Annotated in this window: 17 protein-coding genes; 10 read left to right on the top strand and 7 right to left on the bottom strand. The window is 63.6% G+C overall.

The annotated features are described in order from the left end of the window. Window positions 1-23: 23 nt before the first annotated feature. The 7 genes from NGM28_RS20315 to puuE form a co-directional block, all read right to left on the bottom strand. Entirely contained in the window at window positions 24-806 is a 783-nt protein-coding gene (locus NGM28_RS20315) for an outer membrane protein OmpK (protein WP_252091237.1), read from the bottom strand. A gap of 351 nt (window positions 807-1,157) precedes the next feature. Continuing rightward, a complete protein-coding gene (locus tag NGM28_RS20310) occupies window positions 1,158-1,943 on the bottom strand; it encodes an outer membrane protein OmpK (RefSeq protein ID WP_240065156.1) in 786 nt (261 codons plus the stop codon). Window positions 1,944-2,084: 141 nt separating this feature from the next. Beyond that, on the bottom strand, window positions 2,085-3,440 hold the full coding sequence (locus tag NGM28_RS20305) for a nucleobase:cation symporter-2 family protein (protein ID WP_240065157.1): 1,356 nt from the start codon (window positions 3,438-3,440) through the stop codon (window positions 2,085-2,087). Between the two features lie 153 nt (window positions 3,441-3,593). Continuing rightward, window positions 3,594-4,913 carry a urate hydroxylase PuuD gene (locus NGM28_RS20300; RefSeq protein WP_252091236.1) on the bottom strand — a complete coding sequence of 440 codons (1,320 nt, stop codon included), beginning with the start codon at window positions 4,911-4,913 and terminating at the stop codon, window positions 3,594-3,596. A gap of 45 nt (window positions 4,914-4,958) precedes the next feature. Then, a complete protein-coding gene (locus tag NGM28_RS20295) occupies window positions 4,959-5,462 on the bottom strand; it encodes an ureidoglycolate lyase (RefSeq protein ID WP_011532943.1) in 504 nt (167 codons plus the stop codon). Between the two features lie 102 nt (window positions 5,463-5,564). Then, window positions 5,565-6,080 (bottom strand): 2-oxo-4-hydroxy-4-carboxy-5-ureidoimidazoline decarboxylase, encoded by a 516-nt coding sequence (gene uraD, locus NGM28_RS20290; RefSeq protein ID WP_011532944.1) that lies wholly within the window; start codon window positions 6,078-6,080, stop codon window positions 5,565-5,567. Beyond that, window positions 6,080-7,006 carry an allantoinase PuuE gene (gene puuE, locus NGM28_RS20285; protein WP_252091235.1) on the bottom strand — a complete coding sequence of 309 codons (927 nt, stop codon included), beginning with the start codon at window positions 7,004-7,006 and terminating at the stop codon, window positions 6,080-6,082. The genes uraD and puuE overlap by 1 nt, the downstream gene beginning before the upstream one ends. A gap of 400 nt (window positions 7,007-7,406) precedes the next feature. On the opposite strand from puuE, the gene uraH reads away from it, so the two are divergent. The 10 genes from uraH to purF all read left to right on the top strand — a co-directional run bounded on the left by uraH (window position 7,407) and on the right by purF (window position 19,088). Continuing rightward, entirely contained in the window at window positions 7,407-7,760 is a 354-nt protein-coding gene (uraH, locus tag NGM28_RS20280; protein WP_252091234.1) for a hydroxyisourate hydrolase, read from the top strand. A 449-nt stretch (window positions 7,761-8,209) separates the two neighbouring features. Continuing rightward, window positions 8,210-9,214: an aspartate-semialdehyde dehydrogenase gene (locus tag NGM28_RS20275; RefSeq protein WP_252091233.1), complete on the top strand. Its 1,005-nt coding sequence runs from the start codon at window positions 8,210-8,212 to the stop codon at window positions 9,212-9,214. Window positions 9,215-9,285: 71 nt separating this feature from the next. Next, window positions 9,286-11,955, top strand: coding sequence for a motility hub landmark protein FimV (locus tag NGM28_RS20270; RefSeq protein WP_252091232.1), 2,670 nt, complete (start codon window positions 9,286-9,288; stop codon window positions 11,953-11,955). A gap of 144 nt (window positions 11,956-12,099) precedes the next feature. Next, the gene (gene truA / locus NGM28_RS20265; protein ID WP_252091231.1) at window positions 12,100-12,954 is read left to right on the top strand and encodes a tRNA pseudouridine(38-40) synthase TruA; all 855 of its coding nucleotides are present in this window, start codon (window positions 12,100-12,102) and stop codon (window positions 12,952-12,954) included. A gap of 60 nt (window positions 12,955-13,014) precedes the next feature. Then, window positions 13,015-13,635 (top strand): phosphoribosylanthranilate isomerase, encoded by a 621-nt coding sequence (locus tag NGM28_RS20260; protein WP_240065163.1) that lies wholly within the window; start codon window positions 13,015-13,017, stop codon window positions 13,633-13,635. Between the two features lie 226 nt (window positions 13,636-13,861). After that, a complete protein-coding gene (gene accD / locus NGM28_RS20255; protein WP_240065164.1) occupies window positions 13,862-14,755 on the top strand; it encodes an acetyl-CoA carboxylase, carboxyltransferase subunit beta in 894 nt (297 codons plus the stop codon). Beyond that, complete coding sequence (gene folC, locus NGM28_RS20250; protein ID WP_252091230.1) at window positions 14,755-16,062, top strand: bifunctional tetrahydrofolate synthase/dihydrofolate synthase; 1,308 nt, start codon at window positions 14,755-14,757, stop codon at window positions 16,060-16,062. Before accD ends, folC begins: the two co-directional genes overlap by 1 nt. After that, window positions 16,046-16,726, top strand: coding sequence for an SPOR domain-containing protein (locus NGM28_RS20245; protein ID WP_252091229.1), 681 nt, complete (start codon window positions 16,046-16,048; stop codon window positions 16,724-16,726). Before folC ends, NGM28_RS20245 begins: the two co-directional genes overlap by 17 nt. A gap of 259 nt (window positions 16,727-16,985) precedes the next feature. Continuing rightward, window positions 16,986-17,540 (top strand): CvpA family protein, encoded by a 555-nt coding sequence (locus tag NGM28_RS20240; RefSeq protein ID WP_011532954.1) that lies wholly within the window; start codon window positions 16,986-16,988, stop codon window positions 17,538-17,540. 42 nt (window positions 17,541-17,582) lie between these two features. Next, window positions 17,583-19,088: an amidophosphoribosyltransferase gene (gene purF, locus NGM28_RS20235; protein WP_011532955.1), complete on the top strand. Its 1,506-nt coding sequence runs from the start codon at window positions 17,583-17,585 to the stop codon at window positions 19,086-19,088. Window positions 19,089-19,103 lie beyond the last annotated feature (15 nt).

Genomic DNA, 19,103 nt, shown 5'->3' with positions numbered 1-19,103 from the left:
AAAGGCGCTGTTTCGTTTCACGATCAGAAGTGAACTTTGACCAGCAAGCTCGCGGTGTTCTGGTCGGTGGTGAAACCATCGCTGTCCTTGATGCCGTACTTGTTCTTCCAGTAGTCGTACTCGATACCCACGTACAGCTGCTTCTCACCCAGGTGCAAGGCCTTGCCCAGGTCGTACTTGATCTGTGGGTTGAAGTGCAGGTTGGCCTGGTAGGTGCCACGGCGGTTCTCGTCGTTGTCCACCACCCAGTCCATGAAGCCGTCGATCAGCACGTCGGATGAACCCACGGGAATGGTGTAGGACCAGGCCGGGGTGATCTGCCAGACATTGTCACCTGGGCGGCTGCCGTCGGTGGTGCGCTGGTAGAAGTTCAGCTGGAAGTAGTCGAAGCCCGGGATGGCCAGGTCGAAGCCAGGGCCGATCAGGTAGGACTCGGTGTCACCCTCGCCGAACTCGTAGGTCATCGCCAGCAAAACGTCCTTCACCGGGCCGAACTCGAGCTTCTGGTCGAAGATCTTGCCGAACGACAGGCGCGGGCTGATCTCGCCGTAGTAGGTGTTGGGGCCGTTGTTGGCGTCCTTCTTGCCTTGGTAGAAGATCTTGTCGACGAAGATGAAGTTGTCGCCGTACTTCCACGCATCGGCGTGCTCGAAGGTGAAGGTCTGCTGGGTCTCGGGGTTGACCTTGAAGTTCTTGCCCCACAGGTAGGTCAGGCTGTTGTTCTGCCATTGCAGCAGGTCACCGGCTTGGCTGGCGCCGCAGGCCAGCAGGCCACCGGCGAGGATCAGGCTATTGATGGTACGCATTGCGTGTGTCGCTCCCTTGATTTGGATCTGTTGTCAGCGCTCGGGCGCTGTTCTTGTCTTTTGGGTCAGCTTTTTTCGATTGGCCACAGCTGTTTGGCAAGAGCTGCGCCAACTTTTCCGCGTTGGGCACAACCATCCTGCTCGACGTCTTTCTGAACGGATGAAAAGGGTGTCTCAGGCTGGCAACACGTTGGCCAACCGCCCGAATTCATTGACTGAGCGGTCAGTAAACGCAGGCAGAATCCGTCCTGCCCTGATCGAGGGGGCGCGCAGATTACTGGCTTGCGCGCCGTACCTCAAGTGCTCCGTCCTGGAGCACGGTGCTGCAAAGTTGGGCGTTCGGTCAGGTTATCAGAAATGCACTTTGACCAGTGCACTGGCGACGCTCTGATTGCTGTCCAGGTTGCCCCGGCTGTCGATGCCGTACTTGTCCTTCCAGTAGCTGTACTCGAAGCCCACGTAGAGTTGCTTGGCGCCCAGGTTCAGGGCCTTGCCCAGGTCGTACTTGACCTGTGGGTTGAAGTGCAGGTTGGCGTGGTAGGTGCCGCGACGGGTCTGGTCGTTGTCGGTCACCCAGTCCATGTAGCCGTCGATCAGGATGTCCGACCGGCCCACTGGGATGGTGTACGACCAGCCGGGGGTGATCTGCCAGACGTTGTCGCCCGGGCGGCTGCCCTCGGTGTTGCGCACATAGAAGTTCAGGGTGAAATAGTTGAAACCGGGGATGTCCAGGTCGAAGCCGGGGCCGATCAGGTAGGCCTCGTTGTCGCCTTCGCCACGTTCGTAGGTCATGGCCAGCAGCACGTCCTTGACCGGGCCGAAGGCCAGCTTGCGCTCGAAGATCTTGCCGAACGACAGGCGCGGGCTGAACTCGCCGTAGTAGGTGGTGACGCCTTTGCCGGGGTCAGCCTTGCCGTTGTAGAAGATCTTGTCGACGAACAGGAAGGTGTCGCCGTACTTCCACTTGTTGGCGTGCTCGAAGGTGACGGTCTGCTGGATGTCGGGGTTGATCTTGAAATCCTTGCCGTACAGGTAGGTCAGGCTTTCGCCGTGCCATTGCAGCCATTCGCCGGCGTGGGAAGGGAGGGTGGCCAGCAGGCTGCTGCCCAGCAGAACGGACGTGGTGATGCGCTTCATGTTGTGGTTCCCGGACTTATTGTTTTTGTTTGGGGCTTTTTCGGCGCGCAGGCGCCCCGGGCGGCCCATTCCGGCGGGCCGACGGTCCAGCGGTTGCAACGTGTCTGAAGTGGGGCGGCACGCTAATGCCGCCCCGGTCACTCAATGCGGGTGACAGGCCTCGTTATGCGCGGCGCGCTCGGCGCCACCGAGGATGTTGAACAGCAGGTTCAGCACCAGGGCGCTGAGGGTGGCCATGGCGATGCCACTGTGGGTGATGGGTTCCATCCACTGCGGCATCTGCGCGAAGAACTCCGGACGGACCACGGGGATCAGGCCGAAGCCGACGCTGACCGCGACCAGCAGTTGGTTGCGCCGATCGGAGATGTCCGCTTCCTGGAGGATCTTGATCCCGGTGGCAGTGACCATGCCGAACATGGCGATGGACGCGCCGCCCAGTACCGCAGGTGGGATCGAGGCGATCAGGAAGGCCGCCTTGGGCAGCAGGCTGAGCAGGATCAGCAGGGCGCCGGCCATCACCGTGACGTAGCGGCAGCGCACCCCGGTCATCTGCACCAGGCCGATGTTCTGGGCGAACGAGGAGTGGGTGAAGGTGTTGAAGAAACCGGCGATGAACGACGCGCCGGCGTCGCACAGCAGGCCGCGGCGCAGCATCCCTGGCGTGACTTCACGGTCGGTGACCTTGCCCAGGGCAAGGAACATGCCGGTGGACTCGACGAAGATGATCACCACCACCAGGCACATCGACAGGATCGGCGCCAGGCTGAAGGTTGGCATCCCAAAGTGCAGGGGGGTGACCACCTGCAGCCACGGCGCCTCGCTCAGGCCCGACAGGTCGACCATGCCGATGGAACCGGCGAGCACATAGCCCAGGCCCATGCCCACCAGCACCGACACATTGACCCAGAAACCGCGCATGAAACGGTTGATCAGCAGGATCACCGCCAGCACCAGGCCGGCCACCATCAGGTAGATCGGCGCGCCGAAGGCTTGCGCCTCATGGCCGCCACCGGCCCAGTTGACCGCCACCGGGAACAGCGACAAGCCAATGGAGGTGATGACCGTGCCGGTCACCAGCGGCGGGAAGAAACGCACGACCTTGGACATGAACGGCGCGATCAGCATGCCGAAGAACCCGGCCGCGATGGTCGCACCGAAGATCCCCTGCAAACCGACACCTGGCATGCCGGCCATGGCCACCATGCTGCCGACCGCCGCGAAACTGGCGCCCATCATGACCGGCATGCGGATGCCCACGGGGCCGATACCGAAGGATTGGATGATGGTGGCAACGCCAGCGACCAGCAGGTCGGCGTTGATCAGGAAGGCGACTTCTTCGCGGGACAGGCCCGCCGCCTGGCCGATGATCAGGGGCACCGCGATGGCGCCACCGTACATCAGCAGAACGTGTTGCAGACCCACCAGGATCAGCTGGAACAAGGGCAGGGGCTGTCGCGGGGGCGCAACGGGGATGTACGCCTTGCGTGACTCGGACATGCAGCACCTCGAGTTTTGTTTTTATTCTCGGATCCAAGCCACAAGCTTCAAGCGGCAAGCTTCAAGTAGAAGCTTGTGGTATCCGCTCGAAGCCTGAGGCTCGATGCTTGCTTGTTGCCTGACTACATACAGCTTGCAGCTTGCAGCTGCTTGTTAGTTGACCCGCGCGCCAGCGGCGATCCAGTCGCCGACCAGCTTGCGCTCTTCAACGGTCATCTGGGTGATGTTGCCCAGCGGCATGATCTGGCTGGCGACGGCCTGCGCCTGGATGCGCGCGGCCTGGGCCTGGATCTGCTGCGGGGTGTCGAACATCACGCCGGCCGGGGCGGCGCTGAACAGCGGGCTGGTCGGCTTGGCCGAGTGGCACACGGTGCAGCGTTCCTGGATCACGCCGTGGATCTTTTCGAAGCTGCCGGTGGCCGCTTGGGCCGTGGCCTGGGCCGGTTGCGCGGCAGGTGCCTCGGCAGGCTTGGCGGCTTCCTCGGCGCGCAGTTCGGCGGCGGTCTTGCCACCCACGGCGGTAGCCGGCAGCGGCTGGTACTCAACCTTCGCGGCGGCCTGCTCAGGGGCGGTCGGCAGTGGTTTCGGGCCGGTCACGTAGGCCAGGCAGATCATCGCCAGGGCGCCGACAGGCAGGGTCCAGGCGTACTTGTTGCTGTCGTGGCGGGTGTTGAAGTAGTGACGGATCAATACCGCGGCCACTGCGATCCCGGCCAGGATCAGCCAGTTGTACTGGCTGCCGTAAGTGCTCGGGAAGTGGTTGCTGATCATGATGAACAGCACCGGCAGGGTGAAGTAGTTGTTGTGGCGCGAACGCAGCAGGCCCTTGGCCGGCAGTACCGGGTCCGGGGTCTGGTTGTTCTCGATGGCCGCCACCAGCTGGCGCTGCGCCGGCATGATGATGCGGAACACGTTGCCGACCATGATGGTGCCGATGATCGCGCCGGTGTGCAGGTACGCGCCGCGGCCGCTGAACACCAGGCTGAAACCCCAGCAAGCGGCAATGATCAGCACGAACAGCACGCCACCCAGCAGGGCCGGTTTCTTGCCCAGGGGCGAGTCGCAGAGGAAGTCGTAGACGAACCAGCCGGCGATCAGCGAACCGATACCGATGGCCACGCCTTCGGCACCGCTCAGGGTGCTGCCGGGTGCCAGCAGGTACAGGGCCGGGTTCCAGTAGAACACCACGCACAGCAGCGCTATCCCGGACATCCAGGTGAAGTAGGCTTCCCATTTGAACCAGTGCAGGTTCTCGGGCATTTTCGGGGGCGCCAGCTTGTATTTCTCCAGGTGGTAGATACCGCCACCGTGGATTGCCCAAAGGTCACCCGACAACCCATCGCGCGGGTTGCTTCGGTTCAGGTGGTTCTCCAGCCAGACGAAATAGAACGATGCACCGATCCAGGCGACGCCGGTGATCATGTGAACCCAGCGAATGCTCAGGTTCAGCCATTCGTGAAGGTGTGCTTCCACAGTATTTACCTCTCGCCGGTCACCCCATCGATGACCGACCCTTTCTTATTGGTGGGGATTGAGGATCAACATCTGTTCCTCGGGGAAGTAATGCTCATCGCAGTTGTTGCCGGAGCCACTGCGATCAACCACCAGGAAATCATCCCGCTTTTCGATCGTCAGCACCGGGTGGTGCCAGACGCCGCGATGGTAATTGACGCCCTGCCTGCCATTACTGCGGAAGGCACGGACCAAGCCTGATACAGGTGCATCGCCAACCGGCGCGACCACGATCAGAAAGGGGTTGCCGAGCAGCGGGATGAAAGCCTGGCTGCCCAGCGGATGGCGTTCCAGCATGCGCACGGTCAGCGGCATCTCCAGCGCGTCGGCGCGGAAGATGCTGATGATCGCCTTGTCTTCGGGCTCGGCGGTCTCGACCGTGGCGAGCTTGTGGAAGCGCATGGTCGAGCCGTTGTTGATCATGAAGTGGTCGCTGCCATCGGTTTCGATCACATCACCGAACGGGGCGAAGGCTTCTTTGGTCAGGGGCTCGATCATCAGGGTGCGCATGCGGTTATCTCTTCTATGTTCGTTGTTCTTGAAATAGGGTGGGCTGTCTTGCCTCGGCAGGCCCTGGGTGTCACGCACTCGGGCCAGGCCGGGCGACCGCCCTCAAAGCTGCAGCAGGCGGAACAGGGCGATCAGGTTGATCTGCGCCAGGGCTTCCTTGAATTCGGCATCCTTGTCGTTGTGGATGCGTTTTTCGAAGGCGGCGAGGATCTGGTGCCGGTTGCTACCCTTGACCGCCATGATGAACGGGAACTGGAACTTGGCCTTGTAGGCATCGTTCAGTTCGGTGAAGCGGGCGAATTCTTCGGCGGTGCACTGGTGGATGCCGGCGCCGGCTTGCTCGTTGGTGCTCGACTCGGTCAGCTCGCCCTGGATGGCGGCCTTGCCGGCGAGGTCCGGGTGGGCGTTGATCAGTGCCAACTGATCCGCCTGGTTGGCGCTGAGCAGGATGTCGCTCATGCGCTGGTGCAGCGCCTCGATCTCGTCCAGCTCGGCCAGTTGCCCCAGGTCATAGGCTTTTTCGGCGACCCACGGCGAGTGCTCGTAGATGTCGGCGAAGGCCTCGACGAAGGCGGCGCGGTCCAGGGTGGAGGGCTTGAGGGTGTTGAAGGCGGTCATCAGGCGTTCTCTTTCTTGTACGGGTGAGTGGCGTGCCAGTGGCGGGCGATATCCACGCGACGGGCGAACCAGACCTGCTCGTGGCTCTTGGCATAGTCGACGAAGCGCTTGAGCGCGGCCAGGCGCGCCGGGCGGCCGACCAGGCGGCAGTGCAGGCCGATCGACAGCATTTTCGGGGCGTCGGCACCTTCGGCGTAGAGCACGTCGAAGGCGTCTTTGAGGTATTGGTAGAACTGCTCGCCGCAGTTGAAGCCCTGGACCTGGGTGAAGCGCATGTCGTTGGTGTCCAGGGTGTAGGGGATCACCAGGTGCGGCTTGTCGGTCGGGTTGTTGGGTTCCCAGTAGGGCAGGTCGTCGTCGTAGGTGTCGCTGTCGTAGAGGAAGCCGCCTTCCTCCATCACCAGGCGCCGGGTGTTCGGGCCGGTGCGGCCGGTGTACCAGCCCACTGGGCGCTCGCCGGTGATCTCGGTGAGGATGCGGATGGCCTCGAGCATGTGCTCGCGCTCCTGCGCCTCGTCCATGTTCTGGTAGTCGATCCAGCGGTAGCCGTGGCTGCAGATCTCGTGGCCGGCCTGGGCCATGGCACGGATCACGTCGGGGTGGCGCTGGGCGGCCATGGCCACGGCGAAGATGGTCAGCGGCACGCCGCTGTCCTTGAACAGCTTGAGCAGGCGCCAGACGCCGGCGCGGCTGCCGTACTCGTAGAGCGACTCCATGCTCATGTTGCGCTGGCCCTGGAGCGGCTGGGCGGCGACCATTTCGGAGAGGAAGGCTTCGGATTCCTTGTCGCCGTGCAGGATGTTGCGCTCGCCACCTTCCTCGTAGTTGAGCACGAAGGACAGCGCAATGCGGGCATTCCCCGGCCATTGCGGATGAGGTGGGTTGTTGCCGTAACCGATCAGGTCGCGAGGGTAGTCAGCGCTCACTGCAGTCTTCCTTCTTGTACGTTAATGCGAGTGGTGGGCGGGGCCGCGTCGGGATGTCGCACCACTGGATGGGCTGATTGTATACAACTTCTCAACTCTTTTGTAAGCCTGTTTTTCTGCATTTCTTCCCATTTGTCGCCTTGGAATGGCTTGCAAGAAACTTGCCCGATTGGTCAGTTAATGACAGGGGTGTCGTTACCCTGCCTGAGTTCAAGACTGGTGGGCTTTATATAGGAGGGTGAGCGGAGGCAGGCGGGCGCTCAGGCGGGATGGCTGAAAAAATTGTGTACAATTTATCGCTAAACTGTCTTAATGGCGCCATTCCCGCACGCCGTTGGCCTTGCCGCCCGGTAAGTGCCGTGTATTTTTTGCCCACGCATACGACAAGAGGCGATTACAAATGGGACGTTTGACCACACACGTACTGGATGCCGCTCACGGCTGCCCGGGCAGCTCGATCAAGGTCGAGCTGTACCGCGTCGAAGGCCAGCAGCTGGAGCTGGTGAACACTGCCCTGACCAACAGTGATGGCCGCGTCGACGCGCCACTGTTGCAGGGTGACGATTATCGTACCGGTGTATACCAGCTGCAGTTCAGCGCGGGGGACTACTACCGTGCCCGCGGTGTGAAGCTGCCGGATGCCGCGTTCCTCGACGTCGTCGTGCTGCGTTTTGGTATTGACCAGAACCAGGAGCATTACCACGTGCCGCTGCTGATCTCGCCGTACAGTTACTCGACCTACCGTGGAAGCTAGTTGGTCGCTAGAAGAATCTTCGTAGGTCCTTGCCCGCTCTCACACTGGCGGGCTTTTTTTTGCCTGGGTGTCTGGCTTTTCAAGGTGTTCGACGTTACAGGTCCAGTGCCTATGAGATCGAGCGCCACCCGCGCGGCGCATCGCGGATGAATCTGCTCCTACAGGTTTGTTTCGGGCCAGTTATGCCTGGGCGGGCCCGACGCGGCATTTTTGGCGCAAACCCAGGCAGGCAGCCATGGCCTCACAGGTGCGACACGTTGCAACGAATGTAGGAGCGGATTCATCCGCGATGTGCCGCGCGGGCGGCGCTCGATCTCAAGAGCGCTGCTACTCTCCCGGCGAACACCTTGAAAGCTCCGCGCCTCACCAGAAACCTCTGCCGGGTACCCAGCGCCCTACAATCCAAGTAAAGTGCCGCCCCCGCCGTACCCGCAGAAGGAACCGAAGCCATGACCACCTCCCTTGATATCGCCGTCGTCGGCGCCACCGGCACTGTCGGTGAATCCCTCGTGCAGATCCTCGAGGAGCTGGCGTTCCCGGTGGCGACCCTGCACCTGCTGGCCAGCATGGAGTCAGCCGGCAGCAGTGTCATGTTCGCCGGCAAGAAACTGCGTGTGCGCGAAGTGGACAGTTTCGATTTCACCCAGGTAAAGCTGGTGTTCTTCGCCGCCAGCCCAGCCGTCAGCCGTAGCTTCGCGCCCAAGGCACAAGCAGCTGGCTGCACTGTCATCGATCTGTCGGGTGCCTTGGATGGCGCTCAGGCCGTGGTTCCCGAAGCGAATGGCGAGCGGGTGGCGGACCTGGCGATGCCAGCGCTGATCACCAGCCCCAGCTCGGGTGCCGTGGCCCTGGCCGTGGCGTTGGCACCGCTGAAGGCGTTGCTGGATATCGAGCGGGTACAGGTCAATGCCTGCCTGGCCGTGTCGGCGCAGGGCCGGGAGGCGGTCAGCGAACTGGCGCGCCAGACTGCCGAGCTGCTTAACGCGCGGCCATTGGAGCCACGTTTCTTTGATCGTCAGGTGGCCTTCAATGTGTTGCCCCAAGTGGGCGCGCCCGACGAGCAGGGTCATACGACAGTCGAGCGACGCCTGGTCACGGAGCTGCGCCAACTGCTGGACATGCCGCAATTGAAGATTTCCGTGACCTGCATTCAAGTCCCGGTGTTTTTCGGCGATAGCTTCAGTGTGGCGGTGCAGAGCCTCCGTCCGGTCGATCTGGACGCGGTCAACGCGGCGCTGGAGACGGCCGATGGCCTCGAACTGGTCGAGCCAGGCGATTATCCGACCCCGGTGGGTGACGCAGTGGGCCAGGACGTGGTCTATGTTGGTCGTGTACGCCGTGGCGTCGACGAGGCTGAGCAGCTCAACCTCTGGCTGACCACCGACAATGTGCGCAAGGGTGCGGCGCTGAACGCCGTGCAGGTGGCGCAATTGTTGATTAAACACATGGTGTAAAAGATACTGCGAGCAATTTTGTCCTACACCGCGACTGGGTTTTCGGGACCGTTCATACAAGGGAAGAGTTCATGCTTCGAATTCGCAAACTGGTTCTGGCCATCGCGGCAGCCTCGGCGCTGTCGTCCGGCGTGGCGAATGCCCTGGGGTTGGGGGAGCTGACCCTCAAGTCGGCGCAGAACCAGCCGCTGGATGCCGAGATCGAACTGCTCGATGTGCGCGACCTTACCGCCGCGGAAATGGCGCCCAGCCTGGCCTCGCCGGAAGACTTCGCCAAGGCCGGGGTGCCGCTGCCGGCCTACCTCGAAGACCTCACCTTCACGCCGGTGCTCACGCCAAATGGCAAGAGCGTGCTGCGGGTCACCTCCAGCAAGCCGCTGCCGGAGCCGGTGGTCAAGTTCCTGGTCCAGGTCATGTGGCCGCAGGGGCGCTTGCTGCGCGACTACAGTGTGCTGCTCGACCAGGCGCAAGCCCAGGGTAGCCAGCCGGCCCAGGCCAACATCAACCCGGCCGTGAGCGCGGGCAGCTACACCACCAAGCGCCGCGACACGCTCTGGCAGATCGCTGCCCGCAATACCCATGGCGGCTCGGTCCAGCAAACCATGCTGGCAATCCAGGCGTTGAACCCCGATGCTTTCATCGGCAACAACATCAACCAGCTGAAGATCGGCCAGGTCCTGCGCTTGCCCGACCAGCAGCAGATCCAGAACATTCCACGCCCCGAGGCCAATCGCGAAGTCGCCGAGCAGTACGCTGCCTGGCGCGAAGGACGGCGCCTTGGGCCACGTGCCCGCCAGCTGGATGCCACCCGTCGTGGCGAGGCTGGCGCGGCGCCTGCGCGTATTGCCCAGGGCGACAACCTGCGTCTGGTATCCCCGGGCGGCAAAGGGGCTGCCGGTGACGCCAAGGCGATCAACGACAAGCTGGCCGTGGCCCAGGAAAGCCTGGATACCAGTCGTCGTGACAACGATGAGCTCAAGAGCCGCATGGTCGACCTGCAGAGCCAGCTGGACAAGCTGCAGCGTCTGATCCAGCTGAAGAACGACCAGTTGGCACGCCTCGAGGCGCAGGGTGCGGCGCAGCCCGAGCCGCCCGCCGCCTTGCCTGGCGAGCCAGCCCCGGCCCAGCCGGCGGTAAACGCCCAGTTGACCCCGGCCGAACCAGTGGTCGCCCCGGCACCTGCTGCGGTCGATACCGCGCCGGCGCCAGAGCCAGCCACCGAAGCACCTGTCGCAGAAGAGCCTGGCATGCTCGACCAGTTGCTGGGCAACCCGCTGTTGCTGGGGCTGGTTGCTGGTTCCGCGTTCCTGGTCTTGCTGTTGCTGCTTCTGCTTCTGGCGCGCAAGCGCAAGGCCCAGCAGGAAGCCGAGAAGCACCTGCGCATGGCTCGGGCGTTGTCCGAGGAAGGCGAGCGAGGTCCGGACCTGGATCTGCCGCCAAGCAGTTTCGATGGGCTGGACGTTTCGGCCCCTAGCGTAACCCTGTCGCCTGCCGTCGTGGCCGCCTCGGCCGCAGCCGCCACCGCTGCGGAGAAACCGCTGCCGGCGGTCGCTGCCGAGCCCGCCCAGGATCCGCGTGCTGCGTTGTTCGCCGAGGTCGATGAAAGCATCGCCCGTGGTCGCCTCAACCATGCCGCCGATCTGCTCGAGGCTGCCGTGGCGTCCGAGCCGCAGCGCAGTGACCTGCGCCTGAAACTGATGGAAGTCTATGCCCGCCAGGGCGACCAGACCGCGTTCGTCGATCAGGAGCGCAAGCTGGCGCCCAGCGACGCAAGCCAGGCCGAAGTCGCCTCGCTCAAGGAGCGTTACCCCGGCATGCTGGGGGTAGCGGCCGTGGCCGCAGGCGCCGCTGGCGCGGCAGCCCTGGCCGCGGAGCTGGACGAGCAATATGTCCAGGAACTGCTGCAGGACCAGGAGCCGGCAGCGCCTGTGGCACAGGTCGAGCCAGAGCCGCAGGTTGAGCCTGCTCCGGAGACTGAGCCGGCTGCGTCGCTCGAGCCCGAGTTGGAATCCGAACTGTCCCAGGCGCCCGAACAGGATGACCTTGATAGCGCCTTCGACTTGAGCCTGGGCGACGATCTGCCGGCCGACGAGCCACTCGACCTGCCGGTGCTGGACGACACCGCGCCGCTGGAAGCCGCGCTCGAAGCTGAAGCGGCGCCGGTGGCCGAGACCGATGCCGACGATGATTTCGAAGCGTTGCTGGCACAGGCGCAGTCGGAGCCAGAGCCGCAGAGCGTCGACGACCTCGCCGAGTTCGACCTCGACGTCGGTGAGCCTGCCACCCCGGCCAGCAATGAGGAAGCGCCGGTGGACGTGGCGGCCGAACTGGCGGCCTTCGACGCTATTCCAGAATTCGACCCGATCTCCGAGTTGGAACTGCCGGACGACTTCGACCTGTCGCTGTCCCTGGACGACGATTCGCCGGCGGCGAAGAACTTCGCTTCGGAGCTGGATGACGTCAACGCCGAGCTCGACAAGCTGTCGCAGAACCTCGAGTCGCCGTCACTGGAGCCGCAGTTCACCGCCGAGGACGCGGCCCAGGAGCCGGAGCCGCTGGATGACCTGGACTTCGACTTCTTCTCCGGCTCTGACGAAGTGGCCACCAAGCTCGACCTGGCCCGCGCCTATATCGACATGGGTGACCACCAGGGTGCCCGCGACATCCTCGACGAGGTGGTCAAGGATGGCGACGAAGGTCAGCGCCAGGAAGCCAATGAGATGCTCTCGCGCCTGGTCTGACGGTTGCCTCGTCGCCCGTAGGAGCCGGCTTACCGGCGAAAGGGGCCGATCAGGCGTCGCGTTCCACCCGTAACGGCAGCCCACCAGGGCTGCCGTTGCCTTTATAATCCCGCCACTTTGTCTTACTCCACAGGTTTCAAGCGCTTGGACATCATCGACAACGCCGCCACCGAATCGGCGGCCGAAGGCTACACCCGCATCGCCCTGGGCGTGGAATACAAGGGCTCGCGCTACCGCGGCTGGCAGCGCCAGGCCAGTGGCGTGCCCAGTGTCCAGCAGGCCCTGGAGCAGGCGCTGTCGACGGTGGCCAACGAACCAGTCACGGTGGTGTGCGCGGGGCGCACCGACGCCGGCGTGCACGGTTGCGGGCAGATCGTGCATTTCGACACTCGCGCGGTGCGTGACGAGCGCGCCTGGACCCTGGGCACCAACTTCAACCTGCCCCACGACATCAGTGTGGTCTGGTCCGCGCCCATGCCGGCGCATTTCCACGCCCGCTTCAAGGCCACGGCGCGGCGCTACCGCTATGTGATCTACAACGATCCGATCCGCCCGGCGCATCTGGCTGAAGAGGTGACCTGGAACCACCGGCCACTGGATGTGGCGCGCATGGCCGAAGCTGCGCAGTATTTGCTCGGCACCCATGACTTCAGCGCCTTCCGCGCCAGCCAGTGCCAGGCCAAGTCGCCGATCAAGCATATCCACCACCTGCGCGTCACCCGCCACGGCCAGATGATCGTGCTGGACGTGCGCGCCACTGCGTTCCTGCATCACATGGTGCGTAATATCGCCGGCGTGCTGATGACCATCGGTGCCGGTGAGCGGCCGGTGGAGTGGGCGCGCGAAGTCCTGGAAGGGCGAAACCGCCGGGAAGGCGGGGTGACGGCCCACCCGTACGGCCTGTACCTGGTCCAGGTGGAGTACCCTCAAGAGTACGCGTTGCCGCAGCGTTACATCGGCCCACACTTTCTTACCGGCTACGAGGCCCTGGCAGACTGACGGGCCAAAAGTCATTTGCTAACATCGGGCCTTTCACCGATCACTCAAGGTTCGCCCTCCATGAGCAACGTGCGCAGCAAGATCTGCGGGATTACCCGTCTAGAAGACGCCCTGGCGGCCGTCGAGGCCGGTGCCGATGCCATTGGCTTCGTCTTCTATGCGAAGAGCCCGCGCGCGGTGGATGTGCGCCAGGCGCGGGCGATCATCGCCGAACTGCCGCCGTTCGTGACCACCGTGGGTTTGTTTGTCAATGCCAGCCGTTGCGAGCTCAACGAGATCCTCGAAGTGGTTCCGCTGGACCTGCTACAGTTCCACGGCGATGAAACCCCGGCCGACTGCGAAGGGTATCACCGGCCCTGGATCAAGGCCCTGCGCGTGCGCCCTGGTGACGACCTGCAGGCCGCCTGCAAGCACTACGCCGGTGCCAGCGGCATCCTGCTGGACGCCTATGTGCCGGGCGTGCCGGGAGGAACCGGAGAGTCATTCGACTGGTCATTGATTCCGCAGCGCCTGAGCAAGCCGATCATCCTTGCCGGTGGGCTGTCGGCTGACAACGTCGCCGAGGCCATCCGCCAGGTGCGCCCGTACGCGGTGGATGTCAGTGGCGGTGTGGAGCAGCAAAAGGGCATCAAGGACGCCGCGAAGATCGAGGCTTTCATGCGTGCGGTAAGGCAGGCGTGAGGGCGGATGTGACGGCTGGCTGCGCGCCATCGTCCATAGCTTTCGCAGCCCGATGCTGCCAGGCCATGAGGCCGGCCCAGGCATCGGCGTAAAAATTGGAGATGGGGCGGTGCGTGGCGAATCCATGGCCGGCCCATCGTCGTTTCACAGCAGAATTTGAGCTCAAGGGCAGGGGTGGGGCCGGTAATTCCAGGCCCGCCGCCCGCCGATACTGGAGAGAGAAAGCATGAGCAACTGGTTGGTAGACAAACTGATCCCTTCGATCATGCGTTCCGAGGTGAAGAAGAGCTCGGTGCCCGAAGGCCTGTGGCACAAGTGCCCGTCCTGCGAAGCCGTGCTGTACCGCCCGGAGCTGGAAAAGACCCTCGACGTCTGCCCCAAGTGCAACCACCACATGCGCATCGGCGCACGTGCGCGTATCGACATCTTCCTCGACAAGGACGGCCGCGCTGAACTGGGCGCCGACCTGGAGCCGGTCGACCGCCTGAAGTTCCGTGACGGCAAGAAGTACAAGGACCGCCTGACCGCCGCCCAGAAGCAGACCGGCGAGAAAGACGCGCTGATCTCCATGAGCGGCAACTTGATGGGCCTGCCGGTCGTGGTCAGCGCCTTCGAGTTCTCCTTCATGGGCGGCTCCATGGGCGCCATCGTCGGTGAGCGCTTCGTGCGCGCCGCCAACTACGCCCTGGAAAACCGTTGCCCGATGATCTGCTTCTCCGCCTCCGGCGGTGCGCGCATGCAGGAGGCACTGATCTCGCTGATGCAGATGGCCAAGACCTCGGCCGTGCTGGCGCGCCTGCGCGAAGAAGGCATTCCGTTCATCTCGGTGCTGACCGACCCGGTCTACGGCGGTGTTTCCGCCAGCCTGGCGATGCTCGGCGATGTCATCGTCGGTGAACCCAAGGCACTGATCGGCTTCGCCGGCCCGCGCGTGATCGAGCAGACCGTGCGCGAGAAACTGCCGGAAGGCTTCCAGCGCAGCGAATTCCTGCTGGAGCACGGCGCCATCGACCTGATCATCTCCCGTGAAGAACTGCGTCCGCGCCTGGCTCGCCTGTTGGCACAGATGACTGGCCAACCTACTCCGGAAGAGGCCAAAGAGGTCGCCGCAGTCGCGTGATGAACCAGCGCTCCCTGGGCGAGTGGCTCGCCTACCTCGAACAGCTGCACCCTTCGGCCATCGATATGGGGCTGGAGCGCTCGCGGCAAGTACTGGCGCGCCTGGGACTGGGCAAGCTGGCGCCTCGTGTGGTGACGGTCACCGGCACCAATGGCAAGGGTTCGACCTGCGCCTTCGTGGCTATGCTGTTGCGCGCCCAGGGGCTCAAGGTGGGTGTGTACAGCTCTCCGCACCTGCTGCGTTACAACGAGCGGGTGCTCATCAATGGCGTCGAGGCCAGCGATGAGCAACTGTGCGAGGCCTTCACCGCCGTCGAAGCGGCGCGTGGCGAAATTTCGCTGACCTATTTCGAGATGGGCACCCTCGCGGCGTTCTGGCTGTTCAAGCAGTCCGAGTTGGATGCCGTGGTGCTCGAGGTCGGCCTGGGCGGCCGCCTGGATGCGGTCAACCTGGTGGATGCCGACGTTTCATTGGTCACCAGTATCGGCGTCGATCATGCCGACTATTTGGGAGATACCCGTGAATCGGTCGCTTTCGAAAAGGCCGGTATCTTCCGTCAGGGCAAGCCTGCGTTGTGTGGTGATCTCGACCCGCCGCAACCTTTGCTCGACAAGGTGCGTGAGCTGGCTTGCCCGTTCTTCCTGAGGGGGCGTGATTTCGACCTGGGCAGCACCGACAATCACTGGCAATGGCGAGGCAGCAGGCTGGACGGCTCCGCCGTAGAGTTGCGTGACCTGCCGCTGCTCGACCTGCCCATGGAAAACGCGGCGCTCGCCTTGCAGGCCTTCCTCCTCATGGATCTGCCCTGGGACGAAGCGCGGGTGCGCCAGGCGTTGCTGGATACCCGCATCACCGGGCGTCTCGACAGGCGAGCAGTGCACTTCGCCGGCAAGCGTGTAGAGCTGTTGCTGGATGTTGGTCACAATCCGCATGCCGCCGAGTACCTGGCGCGCCGCTTGGCGGCGCAGCCGCTCAAAGGGCGACGCCTGGCGGTATTTGGCTTGCTTGCCGACAAGGACCTGGACGGAGTGCTTGCGCCGTTGCATGGGCTGGTCGATGAATGGGCGGTGGCACCGCTGGCCACTCCCCGCAGCCGTCCGGCCGCAGAGCTGGCCGACGCCTTGACGAACCTCGGTGCGCCAGTGAAGTCTTACGCCAGCGTCGATGCTGCCCTGGAGGGGCAGTGCACCCAGGCGACGGCGGATGATCAGATCCTGCTGTTCGGTTCGTTTTTCTGCGTCGGCGAGGCCCTGGCCTGGCTCGAACGGCAGGCCCTCGAGGATGGAGTAGATGGCAGTGCTGGATAAAGGGATGAAGCAGCGCATGGTCGGTGCGCTGGTGCTGGTGGCGCTGGCGGTGATCTTCCTGCCGATGTTGTTCACTCGTGAAGACGAGATGCGCCAGGTGCGTGTCGAGGCGCCTGAGGCGCCAGCCATGCCAAGCCTGCCCCTGGTGCAGGTAGAGCCTGTGGCGGTGCCGGAGCCGCAACCGTTGCCGGACCCGGGCGAGCAGTCGCCCGTGGTGGTCAATGAGTCCGCGGCGCCAGTGACTGCGCCAAGCCAGCCAATCGCGCCCGCGCCCGCCGTGCAGCCACTACAGCCTAAACCGCAGACGCCAGTGCCGACTCCCGCGGCGCCGAAGGTTGAACCCCGCCCGGCGCCAGCACCGACAGTGGCGCCTGTCGCACCGGTAGCCAAGCCTGCCGCGCCATCGAAGATCGATGCCAACGGTCTGCCGGTGAGCTGGTCGATCCAGCTGGCCAGTCTGTCGAATCGGGCTGGGGCCGAAAACCTGCAGAAGACCCTTCGCAGCCAGGGTTACAACGCCTATATCCGTTCGGCGGATGGCATGAACCGGGTATTCGTGGGGCCGTTGATCGAGCGTGCCGAGGCCGAGCGCCTGCGCGATGTAATCAATCGCCAGCAGAACCTCAAAGGCATCGTAGTGCGTTTCCAGCCTGAGCGCGGTTAGCAACTGTCGCTTTAATCCATTGATATTTTGCGAATTCCTGTAGGAGCGGCTTTAGCCGCGATCACCCGCGAAGCGGGTGCCTGGCACCGTGTTGCCAGCATCGCGGCTAAAGCCGCTCCTACAGAGAATGCTGCATTTTCAAGCCCGCAAAGCTGTCCCCAGAGTCAGCCTGCAGCCCTTCAAACTCCTGACATTCCGCTTACCCCCAAGCCCTTCGCTCTGGTAAAATGCGCCGCCTCAAACGTCGGCAGGCAGCACCGTGGCATTTACCTGGGTTGATTGGGCGATCATCGCGATCGTCGCCATTTCCTCACTGATCAGTCTCAAGCGCGGCTTCGTCAAGGAGGCCTTGTCCCTGCTCATCTGGATTGTCGCCGGTGCGGTGGCCTGGATGTTCGGCGGCTCGCTCTCGCAGTATCTGGAAAGCTACATCCAGACCCCTTCCGCGCGGGTCATTGCCGGCTGTGCCATTCTTTTCGTCGCCACGCTGCTGGTCGGGGCGATGCTCAACTTCCTCATCGGCGAGCTGATTCGCGTGACCGGGCTGTCCGGCACCGATCGCTTCCTCGGCATGGCGTTTGGCGCCGCGCGCGGGGGCTTGCTGGTGGTGGTGGCCGTCGGGCTGCTCAGCCTGGGGCCGGTGCAACAGGATCCGTGGTGGCAGGAATCACGCCTGATACCACAATTTCTATTGGTAGCCGACTGGTCGAAGAACCTCATACTCGGGTTCGGCGGCCAGTGGATGTCCAGTGGGGTCAGCGCACCCGTTGACCTTCCGTTCAAGGAGCAGCTGCTCGGGCCGAGCAAGCCCTGAGCGCTCTTCACTCAAGTTTCATCAAAGTAGGGGTTGCGTCGCATGTGTGGCATCGTCGGTATCGTCGGTAAGTCGAACGTCAATCAGGCGCTGTATGACGCGCTTACGGTCCTCCAGCACCGCGGCCAGGACGCTGCCGGTATCGTGACCAGCCATGACGGCCGGTTGTTCCTGCGCAAGGATAACGGCCTGGTGCGCGACGTCTTCCAGCAGCGCCACATGCAGCGCCTGGTCGGCAGCATCGGCATCGGTCACGTGCGCTACCCGACCGCCGGCAGCTCCACCTCGGCCGAGGCCCAGCCGTTCTACGTCAACTCGCCCTACGGCATCACCCTGGCGCACAACGGCAACCTGACCAACGTCGAGCAGTTGGCCAAGGAGATCTACGAGTCCGACCTGCGCCACGTCAACACCAACTCCGACTCCGAAGTGCTGCTGAACGTGTTCGCCCACGAGTTGGCCGTGCGCGGCAAGCTGCAGCCGACCGAAGAGGACGTGTTCGCCGCGGTCTCTCACGTGCACAGCCGCTGTGTGGGTGGTTATGCCGTGGTCGCGATGATCACCGGCTACGGCATCGTCGGCTTCCGCGACCCCAACGGCATCCGCCCGGTGGTTTTCGGCCAGCGTCACACCGACGAAGGCGTCGAGTACATGATCGCCTCGGAAAGCGTCGCCCTGGACGTGCTCGGCTTCACCCTGATCCGCGACCTGGCGCCGGGCGAAGCGGTGTACATCACCGAAGAAGGCCAGATGTTCACCAAACAGTGCGCCGAGAACCCGAAACTGCAGCCGTGCATCTTCGAGCATGTGTACCTGGCCCGCCCGGACTCGATCATTGACGGCGTCTCGGTGTACAAGGCTCGCCTGCGCATGGGCGAGAAGCTGGCCGAGAAGATCCAGCGCGAACGCCCTGATCACGATATCGACGTAGTCATCCCGATTCCTGACACCAGCCGCACCGCGGCGCTGGAACTGGCCAACCACCTGGGCGTCAAGTTCCGCGAAGGCTTCGTCAAGAACCGTTATATCGGCCGTACCTTCATCATGCCCGGCCAGGCCGCGCGCAAGAAATCGGTCCGCCAGAAGCTCAACGCCATCGAGCTGGAATTCCGCGGCAAGAACGTGATGCTGGTGGACGACTCGATCGTGCGCGGCACCACCTGCAAGCAGATCATCCAGATGGCCCGTGAAGCCGGCGCCAAGAACGTCTACTTCTGCTCCGCGGCCCCTGCGGTGCGCTACCCCAACGTCTACGGCATCGACATGCCGAGCGCTCACGAACTGATCGCCCACAACCGTACCACCGAGCAGGTGGCCGAGTTGATCGGCGCCGACTGGCTGATCTACCAGGACCTGCCGGACCTGATCGAATCGGTCGGTGGCGGCAAGATCAAGATCGAGCACTTCGATTGCGCGGTGTTCAACGGTGAGTACGTCACCGGCGACATCGACGAAGCCTACCTCGACCGCATCGAGCAGGCCCGTAACGACCTGGCCAAGGTGAAGACCCAGGCCGTCAGCGCGATCATCGACCTCTACAACAACTGATTTGGGAGCGACGGC

It is taken from the genome of Pseudomonas sp. MWU13-3659, from assembly GCF_023757525.1.
Classification (GTDB): Bacteria; Pseudomonadota; Gammaproteobacteria; order Pseudomonadales; family Pseudomonadaceae; genus Aquipseudomonas; species Aquipseudomonas entomophila_E.
The sequence above is the reverse complement of the archived record's forward strand: the minus strand, read 5'-3'. Positions and strand labels throughout refer to the sequence as shown.